This is a genomic window from Streptomyces microflavus, assembly GCF_014650075.1.
GTDB lineage: Bacteria > Actinomycetota > Actinomycetes > Streptomycetales > Streptomycetaceae > Streptomyces > Streptomyces microflavus.
This window is the reverse complement of sequence record NZ_BMUG01000017.1, coordinates 1-22419: the sequence shown is the minus strand read 5'-3', so window position 1 is coordinate 22419 and position 22419 is coordinate 1. Positions and strand designations below refer to the sequence as shown.

Below are 22419 nucleotides of genomic sequence, written 5' to 3'. Positions count from 1 at the left end.
AAGCCCGCCCGAACCCACCCCTCGTGAAAACATGCACAAGCCTCGTCCTACGATGGTCCGCGTGGAAACCCCCATCTCTGCCATCGCCAAGCGCTGGACGCCGTCCACCAAGGTGGTGAAGCGTGCCGCGCTCTCCGCCATCATGATGAGCGTCTTCATCATCGTGACCGGAGGTGCCGTCCGGCTGACCGGTTCGGGCCTCGGCTGCGACACCTGGCCCAAGTGCACCGACGACAGCCTCTTCGCGACGCCCGCGCAGGGCATGCACGGCGCGATCGAGTTCGGCAACCGGCTGCTGACCTATGTGCTGTCGGCCGCCGTCGGCTGGGCGATCATCGCCGTCAGTTCGATGAAGCCGCGCCGCCGCAAGGTGACCCGGCTGGCCTGGTCGCAGTTCTGGATCGTGCTCGGCAACGCCGTCCTCGGCGGCATCACCGTCTGGGCGGGGCTCAACCCGTGGACCGTGGCCGGGCACTTCCTGCTCGCCAACGCGCTCCTCGCGGTCACCGTGATCACCTGGGTCCGGATCGGCGAGGGCGACGGCCCGGCCCGCCCCCGCGCCCCCCTGCCGGTGCGCCGCCTCTCCTGGGCGATCCTGGCGACCACCGTGGTCCTCATCGTGCTCGGCACCTCGGTGACCGGTTCCGGCAAGCACGCGGGCGACAGCAGCGACGTACCGCGGATGCCGTGGGACTGGTCGGCCGCCGCACACATCCACGCCATCGCCGCCTGGGTGGTCTGCGCGCTGGCCATCGCGATGTGGCTGGCCCTGCGGGTGGTCGACGCCCCCGCCGACACCCGGGCGCGCGCCCGCGACCTGCTGGTCGTGCTGCTCGCCCAGGGTGCGATCGGGTACGTCCAGTACTTCAGCGACGTCCCCGAGGTCCTCGTCGGCATCCACATGTTCGGCTCGGCCATCATGTGGATCGCCGTGATCCGCCTGGTGATGAGCATGCGCGAGCGCGGCGACGACGAGCCCGCCACGCTGCCGGGCCCGTCCGCCTCCGCCGAGCAGCGGGAGTCCGCGCAGGCCCTCTGAACGGCCGTACGACGAAGGGGCGGCGGGCCTGTGCCCGCCGCCCCTTCGTCGTACCCGCTCAGCTGTCGTTGGACGGGCCGCCGACCTGGATCCCGGCCATCCGCGACCACTCGTACGGACCTGTGCGGACCTTGAGGGCGAAGTCCCCGTCGAACTCCTCGTGCATCGTGATCCCGGACTTCTGCGCCGCGCTCTCGGCCACCGCGTACGTCGGGGCCACCAGGTCCCCCCAGGCGCCGTCCTCGCCGACCAGGACGATACGGGCGCCCGCCTGGCCGATGTAGGCGAGCTGCCCCTCGGCGCCGCCGTGCTCCTTGGCGAAGGACCCGATCTCACGGGCCAGCTTCGCCGCCCTGCGCTCCGCGCGGGCCGCCTTCCTGGCGTCCGTCCGCGAGGTCTGCCCGGTGTCTGCTGCGTCTGATGCCGTCTCTGCCATGAACAGGATGCTACCGACGAGTAGTTCGTACGGCGACGGGCGGGTCGCGTGGCTTGTGCCACGTGACCCGCCCGTCGCCGTACTTACTGAGGGCGCCTAGCGGAGGAAGGGATCCACCGCGACGGCCAGGAAGAGCAGCGAGACGTAGGTGATGGACCAGTGGAACAGCCGCATCTCCTTGAGCTTGGCGCCGGTCACCCCGGCCCTGGCCCGGTTCTGCAGCCCGTGGGCCTCCCAGAGCCAGAAGCCGCCCGCCAGCAGCGCCACCGACAGGTAGAACCAGCCGGTGTAGCCCAGCGGGGTGAGCAGCAGCGAGACCCCGACCATCACCCAGCTGTAGATGACGATCTGCTTGGCGACCACCTGGTTGGAGGCGACGACCGGAAGCATCGGGATGCCGACCCGGGCGTAGTCGTCCTTCACCTTCATGGAGAGCGGCCAGTAATGCGGCGGCGTCCAGAAGAAGATGACGGCGAAGAGGATGACGGCGGCCCAGGAGAGGGAGTTCGTCACCGAGGACCAGCCGATGAGCACCGGCAGGCAGCCGGCGATGCCGCCCCAGATGATGTTCTGGGAGGTGCGGCGCTTCAGGAGCATCGTGTAGACGACGACGTAGAAGAGCAGCGCGCCGAGAGCGAGTCCGGCCGACAGCCAGTTGACGAGCAGTCCGAACCAGAGCGTGGAGATCACCGCGAGGGCGATGCCGAAGGCGAGGCACTCGCGGGGGCTGACCATGCCGGTGACCAGCGGACGCTGCGACGTGCGGTCCATCAGCGCGTCGATGTCACGGTCGATGTACATGTTCAGCGCGTTGGCGCCGCCCGCGGAGAGATATCCGCCGACGGTGGTCGTGAGAACGAGCCACAGGTCGGGTACGCCCTGGGCGGCGAGGAACATCACCGGAACGGTGGTGATGAGCAACAGCTCGATGATCCGTGGCTTGGTAAGCGCCACGAATGCCTTGACACGGGCCCCGTACGGGCGATGGCCCCTTGGGCTGGGAGTCAAGGCGACCCCTGCGGGTCGGGACTCGACGGCCGTCACGCACACCCCTGACAGAGAAATCCCAGCAAGCTCCGGACCTGGAGGCCCTTGTGAAGACTTGCGCGAACTCGACCACTCTAGACGTTGGGGATACACCGTCCTTCGCGGGGGTGGGGTCGTGTTGGGGGTGACTGTGCGATGTACGGGGGCGGTCCGCCGGGAGGCGAAGTCCGCACCTCGCCCGCACCCTGGAAAGTGCTCGGAAAACGTCCCCCGCGGCGGGGGTAGGCTCGACAGCGCCCGGTGCGGTAACAGTCACCGGCTTACGAACAGTGGAGAGGAGCCCTGACTCAGGGTGAGCATCAAGCCGACCACCACAGACCTCCAGTGGACCGATTTGGACCAGCGGGCCGTGGACACCGCCCGCGTCCTCGCCGCGGACGCCGTACAGAAAGTCGGAAACGGCCACCCGGGCACGGCCATGAGCCTGGCTCCCGCCGCGTACACCCTGTTCCAGAAAGTCATGCGGCACGACCCGGCGGACGCCGAGTGGACCGGCCGCGACCGGTTCGTCCTCTCGGCGGGCCACTCCAGCCTGACCCTGTACATCCAGCTCTACCTCGCCGGTTACGGCCTGGAGCTGGACGACCTGAAGGCGTTCCGGACCTGGGGCTCGAAGACGCCGGGCCACCCGGAGTACGGCCACACCACCGGTGTCGAGACGACGACCGGCCCGCTGGGCCAGGGTGTCGCCAACGCGGTGGGCATGGCGATGGCCGCCCGCTACGAGCGCGGCCTCTTCGACCCCGAGGCGGCCCCCGGCACCTCCCCGTTCGACCACACGGTCTGGGTCATCGCCGGTGACGGCTGCCTCCAGGAGGGCATCTCGGCCGAGGCGTCCTCGCTGGCCGGGCACCAGAAGCTGGGCAACCTGGTCCTGCTCTGGGACGACAACCACATCTCCATCGAGGGCGACACGGAGACCGCGGTCTCCGAGGACACCCTGAAGCGGTACGAGGCGTACGGCTGGCACGTCCAGCGCGTCGAGCAGCTGCCCAACGGCGACCTGGACCCGGCGGGGCTGTACGCGGCGCTGCAGGCGGCCAAGGCCGAGACGGAGCGCCCCTCGTTCATCGCGGCCCGCTCGATCATCGCCTGGCCCGCCCCGAACGCCCAGAACACCGAGGCCGCGCACGGCTCGGCGCTCGGCGACGACGAGATCGCGGCGACCAAGCGGGTCCTCGGCTTCGACCCGGAGCAGACCTTCGAGGTCTCCGACGCGGTCATCGGCCACACCCGTGAGGCCCTGGACCGCGGCCGCGAGGCGCGGGCCGAGTGGGACAAGGCGTTCGCCGCGTGGCGCACCGCCAACCCGGAGCGCGCCGCCGACTTCGACCGGATCGCCGCGGGCGAGCTGCCCGCGGGCTGGGAGGAGAAGCTCCCGGTCTTCGAGGCCGGCAAGGGCCTGGCCACCCGCGCCGCGTCCGGCAAGGTGCTCCAGGCGCTGGGCGAGGTCGTTCCCGAGCTGTGGGGCGGCTCCGCCGACCTCGCGGGCTCGAACAACACGACCATCGACAAGAACTCCTCGTTCCTGCCGGTGGGCAACCCGCTGCCGGAGGCCGACCCGTACGGCCGCACGATCCACTTCGGGATCCGTGAGCACGCGATGGCCGCCGCGATGAACGGCATCGCGCTGCACGGCAACACCCGCATCTACGGCGGCACCTTCCTGGTGTTCTCCGACTACATGCGTAACGCCGTGCGGCTCTCCGCGCTGATGCACCTGCCGGTGACGTACGTGTGGACGCACGACTCGATCGGCCTCGGCGAGGACGGCCCGACCCACCAGCCGGTCGAGCACCTGGCCGCGCTGCGCGCCATCCCGGGCCTGAACATCGTGCGCCCGGCCGACGCCAACGAGACCTCCATCGCCTGGCGCGAGATCCTGCGCCGCTACACCAAGGTGTTCGGCAAGGGCGCCCCGCACGGTCTGGCACTGACCCGGCAGGGCGTGCCGACGTACGAGGCGAACGAGGACGCGGCCAAGGGCGGTTACGTCCTGTTCGAGGCCGAGGGTGGCGAGCCGCAGGTGCTGCTCATCGCGACCGGCTCCGAGGTCCATGTCGCCGTCGAGGCGCGCGAGCAGCTCCAGGCGGCCGGTGTGCCGACCCGGGTCGTCTCGATGCCGTCGGTCGAGTGGTTCGAGGAGCAGGATCAGGGTTACAAGGAGAGCGTGCTCCCGCCGTCGGTCAAGGCGCGGGTCGCCGTGGAGGCGGGCATCGGCCTGACCTGGTACCGGTACGTCGGGGACGCCGGCCGGATCGTCTCGCTGGAGCACTTCGGTGCCTCGGCCGACGCGAAGGTCCTCTTCCGCGAGTTCGGCTTCACCGCCGAGAACGTGGCCGCCGCCGCGCGGGAATCCCTCGCCGCCGCCGCGCGCTGACGCCTTATATACGACTAGTAGGAGATGCAACCCATGACAGACGCACTCAAGCGCCTCTCCGACGAGGGCGTGGCGATCTGGCTCGACGACCTGTCGCGCAAGCGGATCACCTCGGGCAACCTGGCCGAGCTGATCGACCAGAGCCATGTCGTCGGCGTCACCACCAACCCGTCGATCTTCCAGAAGGCGATCTCCTCGGGCGACGGTTACGAGCAGCAGCTCACCGACCTCGCCGCCCGCAGGGTCACCGTCGAGGAGGCGCTCCGCATGATCACGACGGCGGACGTCCGCGACGCCGCCGACATCCTGCGTCCGGTCTTCGACGCGACCGGCGGCCAGGACGGCCGGGTCTCCATCGAGGTCGACCCGCGCCTGGCGCACAACACCACGGCCACCGTCGCCGAGGCCAAGCAGCTGGCCTGGCTGGTGGACCGGCCGAACACGCTCATCAAGATCCCGGCGACCGAGGCCGGTCTCCCGGCGATCACCGAGACCATCGGCCGGGGCATCAGCGTCAACGTGACGCTGATCTTCTCGCTGGAGCGCTACCGCGCGGTCATGGACGCCTACCTGGCGGGCCTGGAGAAGGCGAAGGCCGCGGGCCTGGACCTCTCCAAGATCCACTCGGTCGCGTCCTTCTTCGTGTCCCGGGTGGACACCGAGATCGACAAGCGTCTGGACGCCATCGGCTCCGACGAGGCGAAGGCCGCCAAGGGCAAGTCCGCCCTGGCCAACGCCCGGCTGGCCTACGAGGCGTACGAGGAGGTCTTCTCCTCCGACCGCTGGGCCCCCCTGGACAAGGCGCAGGCCAACAAGCAGCGCCCGCTGTGGGCCTCGACCGGCGTCAAGGACCCGTCCCTCAAGGACACCCTGTACGTCGACGACCTGGTCGCGCCCAACACGGTGAACACCATGCCGGAGGCGACCCTGGAGGCCGTGGCCGACCACGGCGAGATCACCGGCAACACCGTCGCCGGCGGCTACGACCGGGCGCGGGCGGACCTGGATGCCATCAAGAAGCTCGGCATCTCGTACGACGACGTCGTACAGGTGCTGGAGGACGAGGGCGTCGAGAAGTTCGAGGCGTCCTGGAACGACCTGCTCAAGTCGACCGAGGCGGAGCTTTCGCGCCTCGCCCCCTCGGAGGGCTGACCACTTTGTCTGCTGTTCCCGGAGCCAACCCGCTCCGTGACGCACAGGACCGACGGCTCCCGCGTATCGCGGGGCCGTCGGGCCTGGTCATCTTTGGCGTCACGGGCGATTTGTCCCGTAAAAAGCTGATGCCTGCCGTCTACGACCTGGCCAACCGCGGCCTGCTGCCACCGGGCTTCTCGCTCATCGGCTTCGCGCGCCGCGACTGGGAGGACGAGGACTTCGCCCAGGTCGTCCATGACGCCGTCAAGGAGCACGCCCGTACGCCGTTCCGCGAGGAGGTCTGGCAGCAGCTCATCCAGGGGATGCGCTTCGTCCAGGGCGACTTCGACGACGACGAGGCGTTCGAGACGCTGAAGGCGACCATCCAGGAGCTCGACAAGGCACAGGGGACGGGCGGCAACTTCGCCTTCTACCTCTCCGTGCCGCCGAAGTTCTTCCCCAAGGTCGTCCAGCAGCTCAAGAAGCACGGCCTGGCCGACCAGAAGGAGGGCTCCTGGCGGCGGGCCGTCATCGAGAAGCCGTTCGGCCACGACCTGACCAGCGCGCAGGAGCTCAACCAGCTCGTGCACGCCGTCTTCCCGCCCAACGAGGTCTTCCGGATCGACCACTACCTGGGCAAGGAGACGGTCCAGAACATCCTGGCGCTGCGGTTCGCCAACACGATGTTCGAGCCGATCTGGAACCGGTCCTACGTCGACCACGTACAGATCACGATGGCCGAGGACATCGGCATCGGCGGCCGGGCCGGCTACTACGACGGCATCGGCGCCGCCCGTGACGTCATCCAGAACCACCTGCTCCAGCTGCTGGCGCTCACCGCGATGGAGGAGCCCGGCTCCTTCCACCCGAAGGCCCTGGTCGCCGAGAAGCTCAAGGTGCTCACCGCCGTCGAGCTGCCCGACGACCTCGGCAAGCACACCGTGCGCGGCCAGTACGCGCACGCCTGGCAGGGCGGCGAAGAGGTCCTCGGCTATCTGGAGGAGGACGGCATCGACCCCAAGTCGACGACCGACACCTTCGCCGCGATCAAGCTGACGATCAACAACCGCCGCTGGGCGGGCGTGCCGTTCTACCTCCGGACCGGGAAGCGGCTCGGCCGCCGGGTCACGGAGATCGCGGTCGTCTTCAAGCGCGCGCCCTACCTGCCCTTCGAGTCCGGTGCCACGGAGGAGCTGGGCGGCAACGCCCTGGTCATCCGGGTCCAGCCGGACGAGGGCGTCACCGTGCGCTTCGGCTCCAAGGTGCCCGGCACCTCGATGGAGGTCCGGGACGTCACGATGGACTTCGCGTACGGCGAGTCGTTCACGGAGTCCAGCCCGGAGGCGTACGAGCGGCTCCTCCTGGACGTCCTGCTCGGCGACGCCAACCTCTTCCCGCGCCACCAGGAGGTCGAGCTCTCCTGGAACATCCTCGACCCGATCGAGGAGTACTGGGACAAGCACGGCAAGCCCGCGCAGTACGCGGCCGGCACCTGGGGTCCGGCCGAGGCCGACGAGATGCTCGCACGTGACGGACGGAGCTGGAGGCGGCCATGAAGATCGATCTCACGGAAACCACGTCCAGCAAGATCAACCAGGCGCTGGTCTCGGCCCGCCGGGCCATCGGCACCCCCGCCATCGGCATGGTGCTCACGCTGGTCATCGTCACCGACGAGGAGAACGCGTACGACGCGCTCAAGTCGGCCGGTGACGCCTCGCGCGAGCACCCCTCGCGGATCATCGCGGTGATCAAGCGGGCCAGCCGCTCGCCGCGGGCACGCCGCGACGCACGGCTCGACGCCGAGGTCCGGGTCGGTTCCGACGCGGGCACCGGCGAGACCGTCGTGCTGCGCCTCCACGGCGAGCTGGCCAACCACGCCCAGTCGGTGGTCCTTCCGCTGCTGCTGCCGGACGCCCCGGTCGTGGTGTGGTGGCCCGAGGGCGCGCCCACCGACCCGGCGAAGGACCCCCTGGGCGCGCTCGCCCAGCGCCGGATCACCGACACCTACTCCGCCGAGCACCCGATCGAGGAGCTGGCGGTGCGGGCGGCTACGTACAGCCCCGGCAGCACCGACCTGGCCTGGACCCGGATCACCCCGTGGCGCTCGATGCTGGCCGCCGCGCTGGACCAGCAGCCGGCCGAGGTCATCGGCGCGACCGTCGAGGGCGAGAGCGACAACCCGAGCTGCGAACTGCTCGCCATGTGGCTCGCGGACCGGCTCGGTGTCCCGGTGGAGCGCACGTACTCCGAAGGGCCCGGTCTCACCGCGGTCCGGATGGAGACGAAGAACGGCGTCATCGTCCTGGACCGGGCCGACGGTTCGCTGGCCACGCTCTCCATGCAGAACCAGCCGGACCGCGCGGTGGCGCTCAAGCGCCGGGACACCGCCGAGCTGCTGGCGGAGGAGCTGCGTCGGCTGGACCCGGACAACACCTACGAGTCCACGGTGAAGTTCGGGGTGGACAAGCTCCACGCGGGCGGCGAGGTCAAGGCCGCCCCGGTCGAGGAGAAGCCTGCGGAGGCCGAGCAGAAGGCTCCCGCCGCGAAGAAGGCCCCGGCCAAGAAGGCGGCCGCCAAGTGACGCCTCCTCAGCTGGTCGTGCACCGCGACAAGGAGCTGATGGCGCAGGCCGCGGCGGCCCGGCTGATCACGAAGATCGTGGACGCCCAGGCCGCCCGGGGCCACGCCTCGGTGGTGCTGACCGGCGGGCGCAACGGCAACGGCCTGCTGGCCGCGCTCGCCGCCGCGCCCGCCCGGGACGCGGTCGACTGGGCACGGCTGGACCTGTGGTGGGGCGACGAGCGGTTCCTGCCCGAGGGCGACCCCGAGCGGAACGTCACCCAGGCCCGTGAGGCGCTGCTGGACGCGGTGCCCCTCGACCCGGCCCGGGTGCACGCGATGCCCGCGACCGACGGCCCGTACGGCAAGGACGTGGACGAGGCGGCGGCGGGGTACGCGGCCGAACTCGCCGCGGCCGCGGGGCCGGAGGACCACGGCCGGGTGCCGGCGTTCGACGTGCTGATGCTGGGCGTCGGCCCGGACACCCATGTCGCCTCGCTCTTCCCGGAGCTGCCCGCGGTACGGGAGACCGAGCGCACCGTCGTCGGTGTGCACGGGGCCCCCAAGCCGCCGCCGGTCCGGGTCTCGCTCACGCTGCCCGCGATCCGCGCGGCGCGTGAGGTGTGGCTGCTGGCGGCGGGCGAGGACAAGGCGGAGGCCGCGGCCATCGCCCTGTCGGGCGCCGGGGAGATCCAGGCCCCGGCGGCGGGCGCGTACGGCCGCAGCCGGACGCTGTGGCTGCTGGACGCGGCGGCGGCCTCGCAGCTGCCGCGCGCGCTGTATCCGCCGGCGTCCGCCTGACCGTACGGACGACCAGGCCCGGCCCGCCTTTCCCCAGCGGGCCGGGCCTGGTGCGTGAAAGGCTCACCCCATGGTGCATATCGGAACCGTGGTGATGGGCGCGTCGGACGTGGCGAGGGCCGCCGCCTTCTGGAAGGCCGCGCTCACGTACACCGAGCGCGAGCCGGGGACGGACGACTGGGTGGTGCTGGTCCCGGTCGAAGGGCCGGGCGTGGGGGTGTCCCTGGGGCGCTCCACCTCCCCCGTGCAGGAGGTCCCCCGGGTCCACCTCGACCTCTACTCCGACACGCAGGAGGCCGAGGTGGAGCGGCTGGTCGCTCTGGGCGCCGAGCGGGTCGCGTGGGAGCTCTACCCGCCGGACGCGGACTTCGTGGTCCTCGCCGACACCGAGGGCAACCGATTCTGCGTCATCGACACGACGCACGACGGCTGAGGCGCCCCGGCATCAGAGGATGACCTGGTCCGTCCCCTGCTGCAGCTTGGTGATCGCGGCCCGGCAGGCGCCGGTGAACCGGTCGAAGACCGCGGTCGTGGAGCCGGCCCGGCCCGCCCGGGTGTTGTTCGTGAACATGGCGGCGCGCAGCTCCGTGGTGAGCTCCAGCTGACCGCCCTTGGACAGCATGGTGCGGTTGACGGGGTTGGTGGGGTTGACGCCGGCCAGGTCGGGCAGCTCGTTCCCGTCCCGCCAGGCGATGCCCACCGCGTCGAACTCGGCCTTGAGCAGGGTCTTGAACCGGGTGTTCAGCCCGCCGACCACCACGGCCTGCGGGACGGTGCCCGCCTGCGCCGACGTACAGCCGTGCAGGCTCAGGACGTTGAGGCTGCTCGCCGCCATGGAGAGCGCGACGTGGTCGTCGCAGTTCTTGGCGGTGACGTGGAGGTCCCGGTTGCCGGAGGTGCGCAGCCCCTCGAACATCCAGTAGTCGTGCACTCCGTGGCCGTCCTGGAGCGGGGCGAGCGTGGCCGGGTGGTATCCGGCTATGGACAGGCAGAGTTCGGAGGTGCCGGTCTCGATGCCGCCGCCGTGCAGGGCCATGACGGTGGTCCGGTTGTACGGGTATCTCTGCGGCGTCGAGTGGTCGACGTACTCGTGTCTCTTGTAGCGGCGGGCGAACTCGACGCCCTCCTGCCCGGCGAGCTTCTTGTAGAGGTCGGTGTTGGAGGTGTAGATGTCCAGGTCGTCGGTGGCGTGGGCGGGGGTCGCGGTGAGCGAGCCGAGCAGCGGGCCGCTGACGGCGGCGGTGGCCAGAGCGGCGAGGACCGTACGGCGGTGGGTGAAGGTCATGATCGATATCCTCCCCGACAACGCTCCGGGCGCCCGGACGGGGGGCTGTGCCGTCGGTCACGGGCCGGGACCGTCCGTCAGGGGCCGGGGCGCACATCCCGCTCCAGGAAGGGCTCCAGCAGCCCGGGGACGGCCTCGGCGGCGAAGGTGAGGCCCTCGGCCGCATCGGTGTCGTAGGCGGTGTACGCGCCCCCTCCGGCGGCCGTGGTGGCCGTGACACTGATCAGCCCTGCCCGGCGCTGGAAGTACGACTGCTTGACGGTCCAGCCGATCACCCCGGCCCGCTCCAGGGCGGCGGTGGAGCGGCGGAGCGTGCCGGAGCGGGTCACCAGGTAGCGGCCGGAGAGCGCGTGGCCGAGGTTCCGGTACGCGTCCAGCGCCAGCGCCACCGCGAGCGGCAGGAACACCACCGCGCAGCCGAGCGCGATCCAGAGCAGTACGGGGGTGAGCAGCGCCCCGAGGACGGTGAGGAGCAGGACCGGGGCGAGGGCGGCGGCGAGCGACCAGCGCAGCCGGCGGCCGCGGGCGGCGCGCGGGTGGCGGGTCAGCACGGCACCGGTCGGGGTGACCTCCTCGCGGAGTATCGCGGCGGCGACGGAGTCGGCCAGCGGGCGCGGCACCGCCGGGAGGACCGTGTTGTGGTCGGCGTTCTTCGACTCGTCGTCCTGGGCGAGCCCGGTGGTGATGGCGTCCAGCCGGGCGGCGCCGACCAGCCGTACGCCGAGGGGTTCGACGAGGTCGACACCGCGCAGCCGGGCCTCCTCGACGGAGATCGACCGGGAGGTGAACAGCCCGCGCCGGACCCTGATGGTGCCGCCGGGCTCGCGCTCCAGACGGTAGTTCCACCACATCTCGACCCAGAGGCCGAGGGCCCCGACGATGCCCGCCACCAGCGCGGCCCCGACCAGGGTGACGATCACCCAGAGGAGCGGGGTCTCCTGGAAGCGGTCGCCGACCCAGGCGATGACCTCGCCCTGGGCTCCCACCCACTCGCTGATCTGCATCACGGCTCCGACCGCCGCACCGCCGAGCATGGGGGCGACGAAGGAGACCGGTGCGTAGCGGATCCAGCGCGGGTCGAGGGCGGCGAGTTCGCCGTCGGGGTGGCCGCCCGGCGGGGTGGTGGCCGTGCGTTCCAGCAGGAGGCGGCGGAGGCGTTCGCCCTCGGCGCGGGCGACCGGGTCCAGCTCCAGGGTGGAGTCGCTGCCGTGCTCGCCGGTGCCGATCCTGACGGTGACCAGGCCGAGGAGGCGCAGCAGCAGGTTGGCGGTGAGGTCGACGGTGCGGATGCGCTCACGGGCCAGGGAGCGGCGTTTGACGAGGAGGAGGCCGGTGTGGAGGTCGACGCGCTCCTCGCCGGCGCGGTAGCGGGTGCGGTGCCAGCGGACCCGGTCGGCGCCCGCCGCGGCCCCGACGACTCCGGCGGCCGCGGCGAGCACCCAGAGCACCGCGCCCGGGAGCCCGAGCCAGCGGGCGAGCCCGAGGGTGGCGGGCACGGCGGCACCCGCGACGACGCCCGCCACGACGAGGGCGGTGACCCAGACCGTACGGGGGTCGAGCCGGCGCCAGTCGTCCTCGGGGGCGAACGGGGCGCGCGGGGTGCTCATGTGGCGTCGCCGGGGGTGTTGCGGGTGATGCGGGTCAGCCGCTCGGCCAGTTCGGCGGCGACCTCGTGGTCCAGGCCCTCGATCCGTACCGCGCCCTTGGAGGAGGCGGTGGTGACCGTGACGGTGGCGAGCCGGTGGAGCTGTTCCAGCGGGCCGCGCACGGTGTCCACGGTCTGGATCCGGGACATCGGCGCGATCCGCCACTCCTGCCAGAAGAACCCGGTGCGCACGTACACCGCGTCCTCGGTGACCTCCCAGCGGTGGGTGCGGAACCACCACAGCGGGAGGAGGACGGCGGCCGCCACACCCGCCGCGGCGAGAACCGCGGCGGGCAGCAGCAGCCAGAGGCGGGCGGGCTCGATCAGCACGCCCAGTACGGCCAGGGGGACGACGGGTGCCGCGGTCATCAGCAGCCACTGCACCCGCCACCAGCTCACGGCCCGCTCGTTCAGCGTGTTGCGCGGCGGCCTCAGCCGTATCCCCGCCGTCCCCTCCCCCGCCGGCATGGGCTCAGCGCCCCCGCAGTGTGCGGTAGGCGGCGACCAGGGCGGCGGTGGAGCTGTCGAGCTCCTCGGCCCCGGTGCCCTCGGTCAGGACGGGCTCGATCTTCTTGGCGAGGACCTTGCCGAGTTCGACGCCCCACTGGTCGAAGGAGTCGATGTTCCAGATGGCGCCCTGGACGAAGACCTTGTGCTCGTAGAGCGCGATGAGCTGGCCGAGGACCGAGGGGGTCAGCCGGTCGGCGAGGATCGTGGTCGTCGGGTGGTTGCCGCGGAACGTCTTGTGCGGGACGAGCTCCTCCGGCACGCCCTCCGCGCGGACCTCGTCGGGCGTCTTGCCGAAGGCGAGCGCCTGGGTCTGGGCGAAGAAGTTGGCCATCAGCAGGTCGTGCTGGGCGATCAGACCGGGCAGCAGGTCGTGGACCGGGGCGGCGAACCCGATGAAGTCCGCCGGGATCACCTTGGTGCCCTGGTGGATCAACTGGTAGTACGCGTGCTGCCCGTTGGTGCCGGGGGTGCCCCAGACGACCGGGCCGGTCTGCCACTCCACGCGGTCGCCCTCGCGGTCGACGGACTTGCCGTTGGACTCCATGTCGAGCTGCTGGAGGTACGCGGTGAACTTGGACAGGTAGTGGCTGTAGGGCAGCACCGCGTGCGACTGGGCGTCGAAGAAGTTGCCGTACCAGACGCCGAGCAGGCCGAGGAGGAGCGGGGCGTTCTCCTCGGCGGGGGCGGTGCGGAAGTGCTCGTCGACGAGGTGGAAGCCGTCCAGCATCTCGCGGAACCGGTCCGGGCCGATGGCGATCATCAGCGAGAGGCCGATCGCGGAGTCGAAGGAGTAGCGGCCGCCGACCCAGTCCCAGAACCCGAACATGTTGGCCGTGTCGATGCCGAACTCTTCGACCTTCTCCGCGTTGGTCGACAGCGCGACGAAGTGCTTGGCGACGGCGTCCTGGCCGGCCCGCAGCTCCGTGAGGAGCCAGTCCCGGGCGGAGGTGGCGTTGGTGATCGTCTCGATCGTGGTGAACGTCTTCGAGGCGATGATGAACAGCGTCTCGGCCGGGTCCAGGTCGCGGACCGCCTCGTGGAGGTCGGCGCCGTCGACGTTGGAGACGAAGCGGACGGTGAGCGAGCGGTCCGTGAAGGAGCGCAGCACCTCGTACGCCATGGCGGGGCCGAGGTCGGAGCCGCCGATGCCGATGTTGACGATGTTCTTGATGGGGCGGCCGGTGTGACCGGTCCACTCCCCCGCCCGGACCTTCTCGGCGAAGGCGGCCATCTTGTCCAGGACGGCGTGCACGGCGGGTACGACGTTCTCACCGTCGACCTCGATCACCGCTGAGCGCGGGGCGCGCAGCGCGGTGTGCAGGACGGCCCGGTCCTCGGTGGTGTTGATCTTCTCGCCGCGGAACATCGCGTCCCGCAGCTCCGCGACCCCGGTCGCGGCGGCGAGCTCGCGCAGCAGGCGCAGCGTCTCGTCGGTGACCAGGTGCTTGGAGTAGTCGAGGTGGAGGTCGCCGACCCGGAGGGTGAGGGCGGTGCCCCGGTCCGGCTGCTGCGCGAACAGCTCGCGCAGTTGGGTGGCGCCGAACTCCTCACGGTGCTTGGCGAGAGCCGTCCACTCGGGGGTCTGGTTGAGCTTGGTTCGGCTTGCTGCGTTCATCCCGGATATCAGCCCACTTCTTCTTGTCACTCGGCTTCCCCGCCGCCCCTCCAACCTAATTGATCGAGGAGCGGGGTGGCGCGGACGCGAGCCAGGAGGAGGTAAAGCAGTCCGGCCGGACACCCTGGGGGTGTCCGGCCGGTGAACGACTGGGTGGATCCGTGGAGCTGGCGGGGAACGTCAGATCTCGCCGCGGAGCTTGGCGAGCGCCTCGGCGAGGATGGCCTCGCCATCCTCGTCGCTGCGCCGCTCGCGTACGTACGCGAGGTGCGTCTTGTACGGCTCGGTGCGGGGCGGGTCCGGCGGGCTGTCCCGGTCCTGGCCGGCCGGGAAGCCGCAGCGCGGGCAGTCCCAGGTGTCCGGAACCTGCGCGTCATGGGCGAAGCTCGGCTGCGTCTCGTGCCCGTTGGAGCACCAGAAGGAGATGCGGAGGCGCGGCGCGGACTCGCCCCGCTCGGCCTCACCCATCGGCCCCGCTCCGACCCGGCTTCCCCGGATCGCGTTGCCACTTGCCACGGTCGTAACTCCCTGCGTGATGGTGCTCGAGGATGCCCCAGTCTACGTAAGGCCCAACGCGCGTCCAGTGAAAGGAGTTACACCCTCACCGGGAATCGCGGACGCGGGTCAGTCGCCCAGCTTGACGAGCAGACCGAGGACGACGACGCACGCGAACCAGACCAGGCCGACCACGACGGTGATGCGGTCGAGGTTACGTTCGGCAACGGAGGAGCCACCGACGGACGACTGCATTCCGCCGCCGAACATGTCGGAGAGGCCGCCACCCTTGCCCTTGTGCATGAGCACCAGCAGCATCAGCAGCAGGCTGAAGACGATCAGAGCGATCTGGAACGCCAAAACCACGGCTGGTCCCTACTTTCCGGAATTCTTGACTACTGCCTGTACGTACAGCGGGGGCCTCAGGGGTGGCAACCCCCTCGGCCCCCGCAAGGGTACGACGGATCGGCGCTACCGCATACTCACTGGTCGCGGAAGCGGACGATCTTGACGAACTCGTCGGCGTCCAGCGCGGCGCCGCCGATGAGGGCGCCGTCCACGTCGGGCTGCGCCATGATGGCCGCGACGTTGCCGGACTTCACCGAGCCGCCGTACTGGATGCGGACGGCGTCGGCCAGCTCCTGCGAGTACAGCTCGGCCAGCCGGCCGCGGATCGCACCGCAGACCTCCTGGGCGTCCTCGGGGGTGGCGACCTCGCCGGTCCCGATGGCCCAGACCGGCTCGTAGGCGATGACGATGGACTCGGCCTGCTCGGCCGGGATGTCCTTCAGGCCGCCGTCGAGCTGCGCGAGCGTGTAGGAGACCTGGTCACCGGCCTTGCGGATGTCCAGGCCCTCGCCGACGCAGAGGATCGGGGTCAGGCCGTGCCGGTAGGCGGCCTTCACCTTGGCGTTGCAGATCTCGTCGCTCTCGCCGTGGTACTGGCGGCGCTCGCTGTGGCCGACGGCCACGTACGTGCAGCGCAGCTTGGCGAGCATGGCGCCGGAGATCTCACCGGTGTACGCACCGGATTCGTGCGCCGAGATGTCCTGGGCGCCGTACTTGATCTTCAGCTTGTCGCCGTCCACCAGGGTCTGCACGGAGCGCAGGTCGGTGAAGGGCGGCAGGACGGCGACCTCGACGGCGTCGTAGTCCTTGTCGGCCAGGGCGAAGGAGAGCTTCTGGACGTGGGCGATGGCCTCGAGGTGGTTGAGGTTCATCTTCCAGTTGCCCGCCATCAGCGGGGTACGGGTGCTCATTAAGGGTCAGTCCTCCAGTGCGGCGAGGCCGGGAAGCGTCTTGCCCTCGAGGTATTCGAGGCTGGCGCCGCCACCGGTCGAAATATGTCCGAAAGCATTCTCGTCGAAGCCCAGGATGCGCACGGCCGCGGCGGAGTCGCCGCCGCCGACGACGGTGAACGCCGAGGAGTCGAGGAGCGCCTGGGCGACCGCGCGGGTGCCGTCGGCGAAGTCGGGGTGTTCGAAGACACCCATCGGGCCGTTCCAGAAGACGGTGGCCGCGTCGGCGAGCTTCGACGCGTAGAGCTTGTTGGTCTCCGGACCGTTGTCCAGACCCATCTGACCGGCCGGAATGGCGTCGGCGGCGACGGTGCTGGGGTGGGCCGGGGCCTTGGTCTTCAGGTCGGGGAAGGCAGGGGCGACGACGACGTCGACCGGGAGGACGAACTCCACGCCCTTCTCCTCCGCGCGCCGCAGGTACTCCTGGACGACCGGGATCTGGTCCTCCTGGAGCAGCGAGCTGCCGACCTCGTGGCCCTGGGCCTTGAGGAAGGTGTACGCCATGCCGCCGCCGATCAGGATGCGGTCGGCCCGCTCCAGCAGGTGGTCGATGACGCCTAGCTTGTCGGAGACCTTGGCGCCGCCGAGGACGACCGCGTACGGCCGCTTGACGTCGGTGGTCAGCTTCTTCAGGACGCCGACCTCGGTGGCGATGAGGTAGCCCGCGTAGTGCGGCAGCCGGGCCGGGAGGTCGAAGACCGAGGCGTGCTTGCGGTGTACGGCACCGAAGCCGTCGCCCACGTACACGTCCGCGAGCTCGGCGAGCCGGTCGGCGAAGGCGCCGCGCTCGGCGTCGTCCTTGGAGGTCTCTCCGGCGTTGAAGCGGAGGTTCTCCAGGACGGCGACCTGGCCGTCGGTGAGGCCCGCGACGACTGAGCGGGCGGAGTCGCCGACGGTGTCGGTCGCGAAGGCGACGTCGGCACCGAGGAGTTCACCGAGGCGCGCGGCGGCGGGCGCCAGCGAGAACACCGGGTCCGGGGCGCCCTTGGGACGGCCCAGGTGCGAGGCGACGACGACGCGCGCACCGGCTTCGGCGAGCTTGGCGACCGTCGGGAGGACGGCGCGGATGCGGCCGTCGTCGGTGATGGTGGTGCCGTCCAGCGGCACGTTGAGGTCGGCGCGGACGAATACCCGCCTGCCGGCGACCCCTTCGGTGAGAAGTTCGTCGATCGTCTTCATCTGGTCTTCCGTTACTCCTTGCAGGGACGGATGAACATGCTAAGAGGCTCGACCGGCGCTTCATTGCGCCGGCCGAGCCCCTCAGTCACATCGTGATGCCGCCGACCCGAGGGTCAGAGCTGCTCGCCGACGAAGACCGTGAGGTCGACGAGGCGGTTGGAGTAGCCCCACTCGTTGTCGTACCAGCCGAGGATCTTCACCGTGTTCCCCTCCTGGACCATGGTCAGGGAGGAGTCGAAGGTGCAGGACGACGGGTCGCCGACGATGTCCGAGGAGACGATCGGGTCCTCGGTGTACGTCAGGAAGCCCTTGAGGTCGCCGTCGTCGGAGGCCTTCTTGAACGCGGCGTTGACCTCGTCCTTGGTGACCTCGCGGTCCAGGGTGACGACGAGGTCGGTGGCGGAGCCGGTCGGGACCGGGACGCGCATCGCGATGCCGTCGAGCTTGCCCTTGAGCTGCGGGAGGACCAGAGCGGTGGCCTTGGCGGCACCGGTCGTGGTCGGGATGATGTTCTCGGCGGCGGCGCGGGCGCGGCGCAGGTCCGAGTGCGGGAAGTCCAGGATGCGCTGGTCGTTGGTGTACGCGTGGACCGTCGTCATCAGGCCCTTGACGATGCCGAAGTTCTCGTCGAGAACCTTGGCCATCGGCGCCACACAGTTGGTGGTGCAGGAGGCGTTGGAGATGACGTGGTGGTTGGCCGCGTCGTACTTGTCCTGGTTGACGCCCATCACGATGGTGATGTCCTCGTCCTTGGCCGGAGCCGAGATGAGGACCTTCTTGGCGCCACCGGCGATGTGCTTCTCCGCGTCGGCCTTCTTGGTGAAGATGCCGGTCGACTCGATGACGATGTCGACGCCCAGCTCACCCCAGGGGATGTCGGCCGGGTTGCGCTCGGAGAGCACCTTGATGGTGTGACCGTCGACGGTGATGGTGTCGGCGGTGTGGCTGACCTCTGCCTTGAGACGACCCAGAATGGTGTCGTACTTCAGCAGGTGGGCCGTGGTCGCAGTGTCACCCAGGTCGTTGACAGCCACGATCTCGATGTCCGCACCCTGCTCCAGCAGCGCGCGGAAGTAGTTGCGACCGATGCGGCCAAAGCCGTTGATGCCTACGCGGATCGTCACGAACCGATCTCCTCGTTAGGTACGCCGGTTTTCGACGCCGGCGAGTTGTATAGGGATGTCCCCGACCGCCTCCGACCCTACCTCTCCAAGGGCTCCGGGGTGACATCGAGAGGGGCCGTACGCGCCACCGGGACACGCCGGGAGGCCCGTACTCCCCAGTAGGGTCACGGGCCTCCGTCCGTGCTTCAGGACCTTGGTCCCGATGGCCGGGGACCAACGTCCCCCGCCCGCCGACGAGTCGGCCGGACATCCCCTCGGAGGCTCAGCCGACCAGGCCGTCCGCCAGCTCCTCGCTGAGCGTCGCCTCCGTCCCGGGGATACCGAGATCCTGGGCGCGCTTGTCGGCCATGGCCAGCAGGCGGCGGATCCGGCCGGCGACCGCGTCCTTGGTCAGCGGCGGGTCGGCGAGCGCTCCGAGCTCCTCCAGCGAGGCCTGCTTGTGCTCCATGCGCAGCCGTCCGGCCGCCGCGAGGTGCTCGGGGACCTCCTCGGCGAGGATCTCCAGCGCGCGCCCTACCCGGGCCCCGGCGGCGACCGCCGCGCGGGCCGAGCGGCGCAGGTTCGCGTCGTCGAAGTTGGCGAGCCGGTTGGCCGTGGCGCGGACCTCGCGCCGCATCCGGCGCTCCTCCCAGGCCAGCACCGACTCATGGGCGCCGAGCCGGGTGAGCAGGGCGCCGATGGCGTCGCCGTCGCGGACGACGACCCGGTCCACGCCGCGGACCTCGCGGGCCTTGGCGGCGATGGAGAGCCGGCGGGCCGCCCCGACCAGGGCCAGGGCCGCCTCGGGGCCGGGGCAGGTGACCTCCAGCGAGGAGGAGCGGCCGGGCTCGGTGAGCGAGCCGTGCGCGAGGAACGCCCCGCGCCAGGCCGCCTCGGCGTCGCAGGTGGCCCCCGAGACCACCTGCGGGGGCAGACCGCGGATGGGGCGGCCGCGGCCGTCCACCAGGCCGGTCTGGCGGGCCAGCTGGTCGCCGCCCGCCACCACCCGTACGACATAGCGCGAGCCGCGCCGCAGTCCGCCGGGGGCCATCACGATCAGCTCCGAGCTGTGCCCGAAGATTTCGAGGATGTCGCGCTTGAGCCGGCGCGCCGCCATCGCGGTGTCCAGCTCCGCCTCGATCACAATCCGGCCGCTCACCAGGTGCAGCCCGCCCGCGAACCGAAGAATCGCCGAGACCTCTGCCTTCCTGCAGCAGGTCCGGGTGACGGGAAGCCGAGAGATTTCGTCCTTCACCGCTGGCGTCATCGCCATGGGCCGATCCTTCCATGCATCCGAAAAATACGGTCGTACGCGGTGGCCAACAGCTCCTGATCATGGACCGGAACGCCGTCGGGCGATGCCACCGGCGCCAGCTCGACCGCGGCACCGAGCCGTTGTGCGGCATCGGCGAGGGATTCGCGGTCGGGCACGGCTGCCTCGTCGGCCAGCACCACGTCCAAGGCGAGTTTAGGGGCGTGTCGTCCCAAAACCTCCAAATGACGCTGCGGTGAGAACCCCTCTGTTTCACCGGGCTGTGGTGCGAGATTCAACGACAGGACCTTGCGGGCCTTCGTGGTGACCAGTGCGTCGAGCAGTTCCGGCACCAGCAGATGCGGGATGACCGAGGAGAACCAGGAGCCCGGGCCGAGCACCACCCAGTCGGCGTCCAGGACCGCTTCGACCGCTTCCGGGACGGCCGGCGGGTCGGGCGGGACGACGTGCACGGACTGCACCTCGCCCGGGGTGAGCGCGACGGTGGCCTGGCCGCGCACGGTCACGATCGCGTCGGGCAGCTCGGGGTCGTGGCCCTTGACCAGCGCCTGGAGCTCCAGCGGCACGGCGGACATGGGCAGCACCCGGCCGTGCGCGCCCAGCAGCTTGCCGACCAGGTCCAGGGCCTGGACGTGGTCGCCGAGCTGCTCCCAGAGGGCGACGATCAGCAGATTGCCGACGGCGTGCCCGTGCAGGTCGCCCTTGGACTCGAACCGGTGCTGGACGACCCGGGACCAGGTGCGGCCCCAGTCGTCGTCGCCGCAGAGCGCGGCGAGCGCCTTGCGCAGGTCGCCGGGGGGCAGGACGCCCAGCTCCTCGCGCAGCCGGCCGCTGGAGCCGCCGTCGTCGGCGACGGTGACCACGGCCGTGAGGTCGCCGGTGATCCGGCGCAGCGCCGTCAGGGACGCCGAGAGGCCCATGCCGCCGCCGAGCGCGACGACCTTGGGCTGTCCACCGCGTTTGCGGCCCGCGAGCGCGGATGTGGTGCGGCTGAGGCGTCGCAGCCGCAGATTGCGTCCGGTCACTCTCGCCCCATGTCCCGGTGCACGAGGACGGTCTCGATGCCTTCGGCGGCGAGGCGGGCGGAGAGCTTCTCCGACATGGCGACGGAGCGGTGCTTGCCGCCCGTACAGCCCACCGCGATGGTCACGTACCGCTTGCCCTCGCGGCGGTAGCCCGCGGCGATCAGCTGGAGCAGCTCGGTGTACTGGTTGAGGAACTCCTTGGCGCCCGGCTGGTTGAAGACGTAGTCGGAGACCTCCTCGTTGACGCCGGTGAAGGGGCGCAGCTCGGGGACCCAGTGCGGGTTGGGCAGGAAGCGGCAGTCCACGACCAGGTCCGCGTCGACGGGCAGGCCGTACTTGTAGCCGAAGGACATCACCGTGGCGCGCAGCTCCGGCTCGTCGTCGCCGGCGAACTGGGCGTCCATCTTGGCGCGCAGCTCGTGCACGTTGAGGCTGGAGGTGTCGATGACCAGGTCGGCGTCGCCGCGCAGCTCGCGCAGGAGGTCGCGCTCGGCCGCGATGCCGTCGACGATGCGGCCGTCGCCCTGGAGGGGGTGGGGGCGGCGGACGGACTCGAAGCGGCGCACCAGGGCGTCGTCGGAGGACTCCAGGAAGACGATCCGCCGGGTGACGTGCTTGGCCTCCAGGTCCGCGAGGGATTCGCGGAGGTTGTCGAAGAAGCGCCGGCCGCGTACGTCGACGACGACGGCGATCCGCGCCACGTTGCCCTGCGAGCGGGCGCCGAGCTCCACCATGGTGGGGATCAGCGCGGGCGGCAGGTTGTCGACGACGAACCAGCCGAGGTCCTCCAGACACTTGGCGGCGGTGCTGCGCCCGGCGCCGGACATGCCGGAGATGATCACCAGCTCGGGGATGGCCGGCACCACTGCCTCGCCCGTCTCGTTCGTGGTGTTCGTACTCACGTCTGCTCCGTCTGCTCGGTCTGTTCGTGCGTGCTGCTGGTCGTCGGGGCCCGCGCCGGCGTCGTCGCCCGCACGGTCGGCCCGGCGGGCGGGCCCGGTCATGACGCGCCCCCGTCGTCCTCTTCCATGATCTCTCCTGTGGCCGTGTTCACGGCAGGCGCCGTGGGAGCGGTCGAGGCGAGGGCGGCCGCCACCGATTCCGCCGTCCTGCGCCCTATCCCGGGAACCTCGCAGATCTCCTCGATTGTCGCCTGCCGGAGCTTCTTCACGGAGCCGAAATGCTTGATCAGGGCCTGCTTGCGGGTCTCGCCGAGTCCCGCCACGTCGTCCAGGGGGCTGGAGCGGATGCGCTTGGCCCGCTTGGCGCGCTGGTAGGTGATGGCGAAGCGGTGGGCTTCGTCGCGGACGCGCTGGAGGAGGTAGAGGCCCTCGCTGGAGCGGGGCAGGACGACGGGGTCGTCGTCATCGGGGAGCCAGACCTCCTCCAGGCGCTTGGCCAGGCCGCAGACGGCGATGTCGTCGATGCCCAGCTCGTCCAGGGCGCGCTTGGCGGCGGCGACCTGGGGCTGTCCGCCGTCGACCACGACGAGCTGCGGCGGGTAGGCGAACCGCTTGGGGCGCCCGTCGTCCTCCCGGGGCTCGATCTCGTCGGCCGGGGAGGCGGCGGTCAGCACGGGGGCCGGGACGGGGCCG

At 70.7% G+C, this 22419-nt stretch carries 22 protein-coding genes; 7 read left to right on the top strand and 15 right to left on the bottom strand.

Annotated features, from left to right (window positions below; translation table 11 throughout):
• Positions 1-52 precede the first annotated feature (52 nt).
• The gene (locus IE264_RS34755) at positions 53-1039 is read left to right on the top strand and encodes a COX15/CtaA family protein (protein ID WP_032756644.1); all 987 of its coding nucleotides are present in this window, start codon (positions 53-55) and stop codon (positions 1037-1039) included.
• A gap of 58 nt (positions 1040-1097) precedes the next feature.
• Here the strand turns inward: IE264_RS34755 and IE264_RS34750 are convergent, their stop codons facing one another.
• Both IE264_RS34750 and IE264_RS34745 read right to left on the bottom strand, forming a co-directional pair.
• Entirely contained in the window at positions 1098-1475 is a 378-nt protein-coding gene (locus IE264_RS34750) for a hypothetical protein (protein WP_032756642.1), read from the bottom strand.
• 96 nt (positions 1476-1571) lie between these two features.
• Positions 1572-2525, bottom strand: coding sequence for a heme o synthase (locus IE264_RS34745; RefSeq protein ID WP_032756640.1), 954 nt, complete (start codon positions 2523-2525; stop codon positions 1572-1574).
• 289 nt (positions 2526-2814) lie between these two features.
• On the opposite strand from IE264_RS34745, the gene tkt reads away from it, so the two are divergent.
• From tkt to IE264_RS34715, 6 genes are all read left to right on the top strand, one after another.
• Positions 2815-4902, top strand: a complete 2088-nt coding sequence (gene tkt, locus IE264_RS34740) for a transketolase (protein ID WP_032756638.1) — start codon at positions 2815-2817, stop codon at positions 4900-4902.
• Between the two features lie 33 nt (positions 4903-4935).
• Positions 4936-6054, top strand: a complete 1119-nt coding sequence (gene tal / locus IE264_RS34735) for a transaldolase (protein ID WP_032756636.1) — start codon at positions 4936-4938, stop codon at positions 6052-6054.
• Between the two features lie 5 nt (positions 6055-6059).
• Positions 6060-7592 (top strand): glucose-6-phosphate dehydrogenase, encoded by a 1533-nt coding sequence (zwf, locus tag IE264_RS34730; protein WP_015607837.1) that lies wholly within the window; start codon positions 6060-6062, stop codon positions 7590-7592.
• On the top strand, positions 7589-8617 hold the full coding sequence (gene opcA / locus IE264_RS34725) for a glucose-6-phosphate dehydrogenase assembly protein OpcA (RefSeq protein WP_032756633.1): 1029 nt from the start codon (positions 7589-7591) through the stop codon (positions 8615-8617). Before zwf ends, opcA begins: the two co-directional genes overlap by 4 nt.
• A complete protein-coding gene (gene pgl / locus IE264_RS34720) occupies positions 8614-9396 on the top strand; it encodes a 6-phosphogluconolactonase (RefSeq protein WP_032756632.1) in 783 nt (260 codons plus the stop codon). The genes opcA and pgl overlap by 4 nt, the downstream gene beginning before the upstream one ends.
• A gap of 70 nt (positions 9397-9466) precedes the next feature.
• Positions 9467-9829 (top strand): VOC family protein, encoded by a 363-nt coding sequence (locus IE264_RS34715; RefSeq protein WP_015607840.1) that lies wholly within the window; start codon positions 9467-9469, stop codon positions 9827-9829.
• A gap of 12 nt (positions 9830-9841) precedes the next feature.
• Here the strand turns inward: IE264_RS34715 and IE264_RS34710 are convergent, their stop codons facing one another.
• From IE264_RS34710 to IE264_RS34650, 13 genes are all read right to left on the bottom strand, one after another.
• Positions 9842-10681 (bottom strand): poly-gamma-glutamate hydrolase family protein, encoded by an 840-nt coding sequence (locus IE264_RS34710; RefSeq protein WP_032756630.1) that lies wholly within the window; start codon positions 10679-10681, stop codon positions 9842-9844.
• A gap of 77 nt (positions 10682-10758) precedes the next feature.
• Positions 10759-12288 carry a PH domain-containing protein gene (locus tag IE264_RS34705; protein WP_032756628.1) on the bottom strand — a complete coding sequence of 510 codons (1530 nt, stop codon included), beginning with the start codon at positions 12286-12288 and terminating at the stop codon, positions 10759-10761.
• Positions 12285-12794: a PH domain-containing protein gene (locus IE264_RS34700; protein ID WP_032756627.1), complete on the bottom strand. Its 510-nt coding sequence runs from the start codon at positions 12792-12794 to the stop codon at positions 12285-12287. Before IE264_RS34700 ends, IE264_RS34705 begins: the two co-directional genes overlap by 4 nt.
• Positions 12795-12798: 4 nt before the next feature.
• Positions 12799-14451, bottom strand: coding sequence for a glucose-6-phosphate isomerase (pgi, locus tag IE264_RS34695; RefSeq protein WP_032756625.1), 1653 nt, complete (start codon positions 14449-14451; stop codon positions 12799-12801).
• A gap of 180 nt (positions 14452-14631) precedes the next feature.
• Positions 14632-14967, bottom strand: a complete 336-nt coding sequence (locus tag IE264_RS34690) for an RNA polymerase-binding protein RbpA (RefSeq protein ID WP_073880172.1) — start codon at positions 14965-14967, stop codon at positions 14632-14634.
• Between the two features lie 108 nt (positions 14968-15075).
• Positions 15076-15312 carry a preprotein translocase subunit SecG gene (gene secG / locus IE264_RS34685; protein ID WP_015607846.1) on the bottom strand — a complete coding sequence of 79 codons (237 nt, stop codon included), beginning with the start codon at positions 15310-15312 and terminating at the stop codon, positions 15076-15078.
• A gap of 116 nt (positions 15313-15428) precedes the next feature.
• Positions 15429-16205, bottom strand: coding sequence for a triose-phosphate isomerase (tpiA, locus tag IE264_RS34680; RefSeq protein WP_032756623.1), 777 nt, complete (start codon positions 16203-16205; stop codon positions 15429-15431).
• A gap of 6 nt (positions 16206-16211) precedes the next feature.
• Positions 16212-17423 (bottom strand): phosphoglycerate kinase, encoded by a 1212-nt coding sequence (locus IE264_RS34675; RefSeq protein WP_015607848.1) that lies wholly within the window; start codon positions 17421-17423, stop codon positions 16212-16214.
• A gap of 113 nt (positions 17424-17536) precedes the next feature.
• Positions 17537-18547: a type I glyceraldehyde-3-phosphate dehydrogenase gene (gene gap, locus IE264_RS34670; RefSeq protein WP_015607849.1), complete on the bottom strand. Its 1011-nt coding sequence runs from the start codon at positions 18545-18547 to the stop codon at positions 17537-17539.
• A gap of 262 nt (positions 18548-18809) precedes the next feature.
• Positions 18810-19799 (bottom strand): DNA-binding protein WhiA, encoded by a 990-nt coding sequence (gene whiA / locus IE264_RS34665; protein ID WP_015607850.1) that lies wholly within the window; start codon positions 19797-19799, stop codon positions 18810-18812.
• Positions 19790-20824 (bottom strand): gluconeogenesis factor YvcK family protein, encoded by a 1035-nt coding sequence (locus tag IE264_RS34660; protein ID WP_015607851.1) that lies wholly within the window; start codon positions 20822-20824, stop codon positions 19790-19792. The genes whiA and IE264_RS34660 overlap by 10 nt, the downstream gene beginning before the upstream one ends.
• Complete coding sequence (gene rapZ, locus IE264_RS34655) at positions 20821-21828, bottom strand: RNase adapter RapZ (protein ID WP_015607852.1); 1008 nt, start codon at positions 21826-21828, stop codon at positions 20821-20823. The genes IE264_RS34660 and rapZ overlap by 4 nt, the downstream gene beginning before the upstream one ends.
• A partial coding sequence (locus IE264_RS34650; RefSeq protein ID WP_268247737.1) for a helix-hairpin-helix domain-containing protein occupies positions 21825-22419 on the bottom strand: 595 nt, incomplete at its 5' end. The genes rapZ and IE264_RS34650, both read right to left, overlap by 4 nt.

What these genes read in the sequence shown, in the direction of transcription:
- IE264_RS34755 (WP_032756644.1), top strand. Translation starts at nt 53, where the DNA reads ATGGTCCGCGTGGAAACCCCCATCTCTGCCATCGCCAAGCGCTGGACG.
- IE264_RS34705 (WP_032756628.1), bottom strand. Translation starts at nt 12,288, where the DNA reads ATGAGCACCCCGCGCGCCCCGTTCGCCCCCGAGGACGACTGGCGCCGG.
- tal (WP_032756636.1), top strand. Translation starts at nt 4,936, where the DNA reads ATGACAGACGCACTCAAGCGCCTCTCCGACGAGGGCGTGGCGATCTGG.
- IE264_RS34710 (WP_032756630.1), bottom strand. Translation starts at nt 10,681, where the DNA reads ATGACCTTCACCCACCGCCGTACGGTCCTCGCCGCTCTGGCCACCGCC.
- IE264_RS34675 (WP_015607848.1), bottom strand. Translation starts at nt 17,423, where the DNA reads ATGAAGACGATCGACGAACTTCTCACCGAAGGGGTCGCCGGCAGGCGG.
- whiA (WP_015607850.1), bottom strand. Translation starts at nt 19,799, where the DNA reads ATGGCGATGACGCCAGCGGTGAAGGACGAAATCTCTCGGCTTCCCGTC.
- opcA (WP_032756633.1), top strand. Translation starts at nt 7,589, where the DNA reads ATGAAGATCGATCTCACGGAAACCACGTCCAGCAAGATCAACCAGGCG.
- IE264_RS34700 (WP_032756627.1), bottom strand. Translation starts at nt 12,794, where the DNA reads ATGCCGGCGGGGGAGGGGACGGCGGGGATACGGCTGAGGCCGCCGCGC.
- pgi (WP_032756625.1), bottom strand. Translation starts at nt 14,451, where the DNA reads ATGAACGCAGCAAGCCGAACCAAGCTCAACCAGACCCCCGAGTGGACG.
- rapZ (WP_015607852.1), bottom strand. Translation starts at nt 21,828, where the DNA reads ATGACCGGGCCCGCCCGCCGGGCCGACCGTGCGGGCGACGACGCCGGC.
- IE264_RS34715 (WP_015607840.1), top strand. Translation starts at nt 9,467, where the DNA reads ATGGTGCATATCGGAACCGTGGTGATGGGCGCGTCGGACGTGGCGAGG.
- tpiA (WP_032756623.1), bottom strand. Translation starts at nt 16,205, where the DNA reads ATGAGCACCCGTACCCCGCTGATGGCGGGCAACTGGAAGATGAACCTC.
- IE264_RS34750 (WP_032756642.1), bottom strand. Translation starts at nt 1,475, where the DNA reads ATGGCAGAGACGGCATCAGACGCAGCAGACACCGGGCAGACCTCGCGG.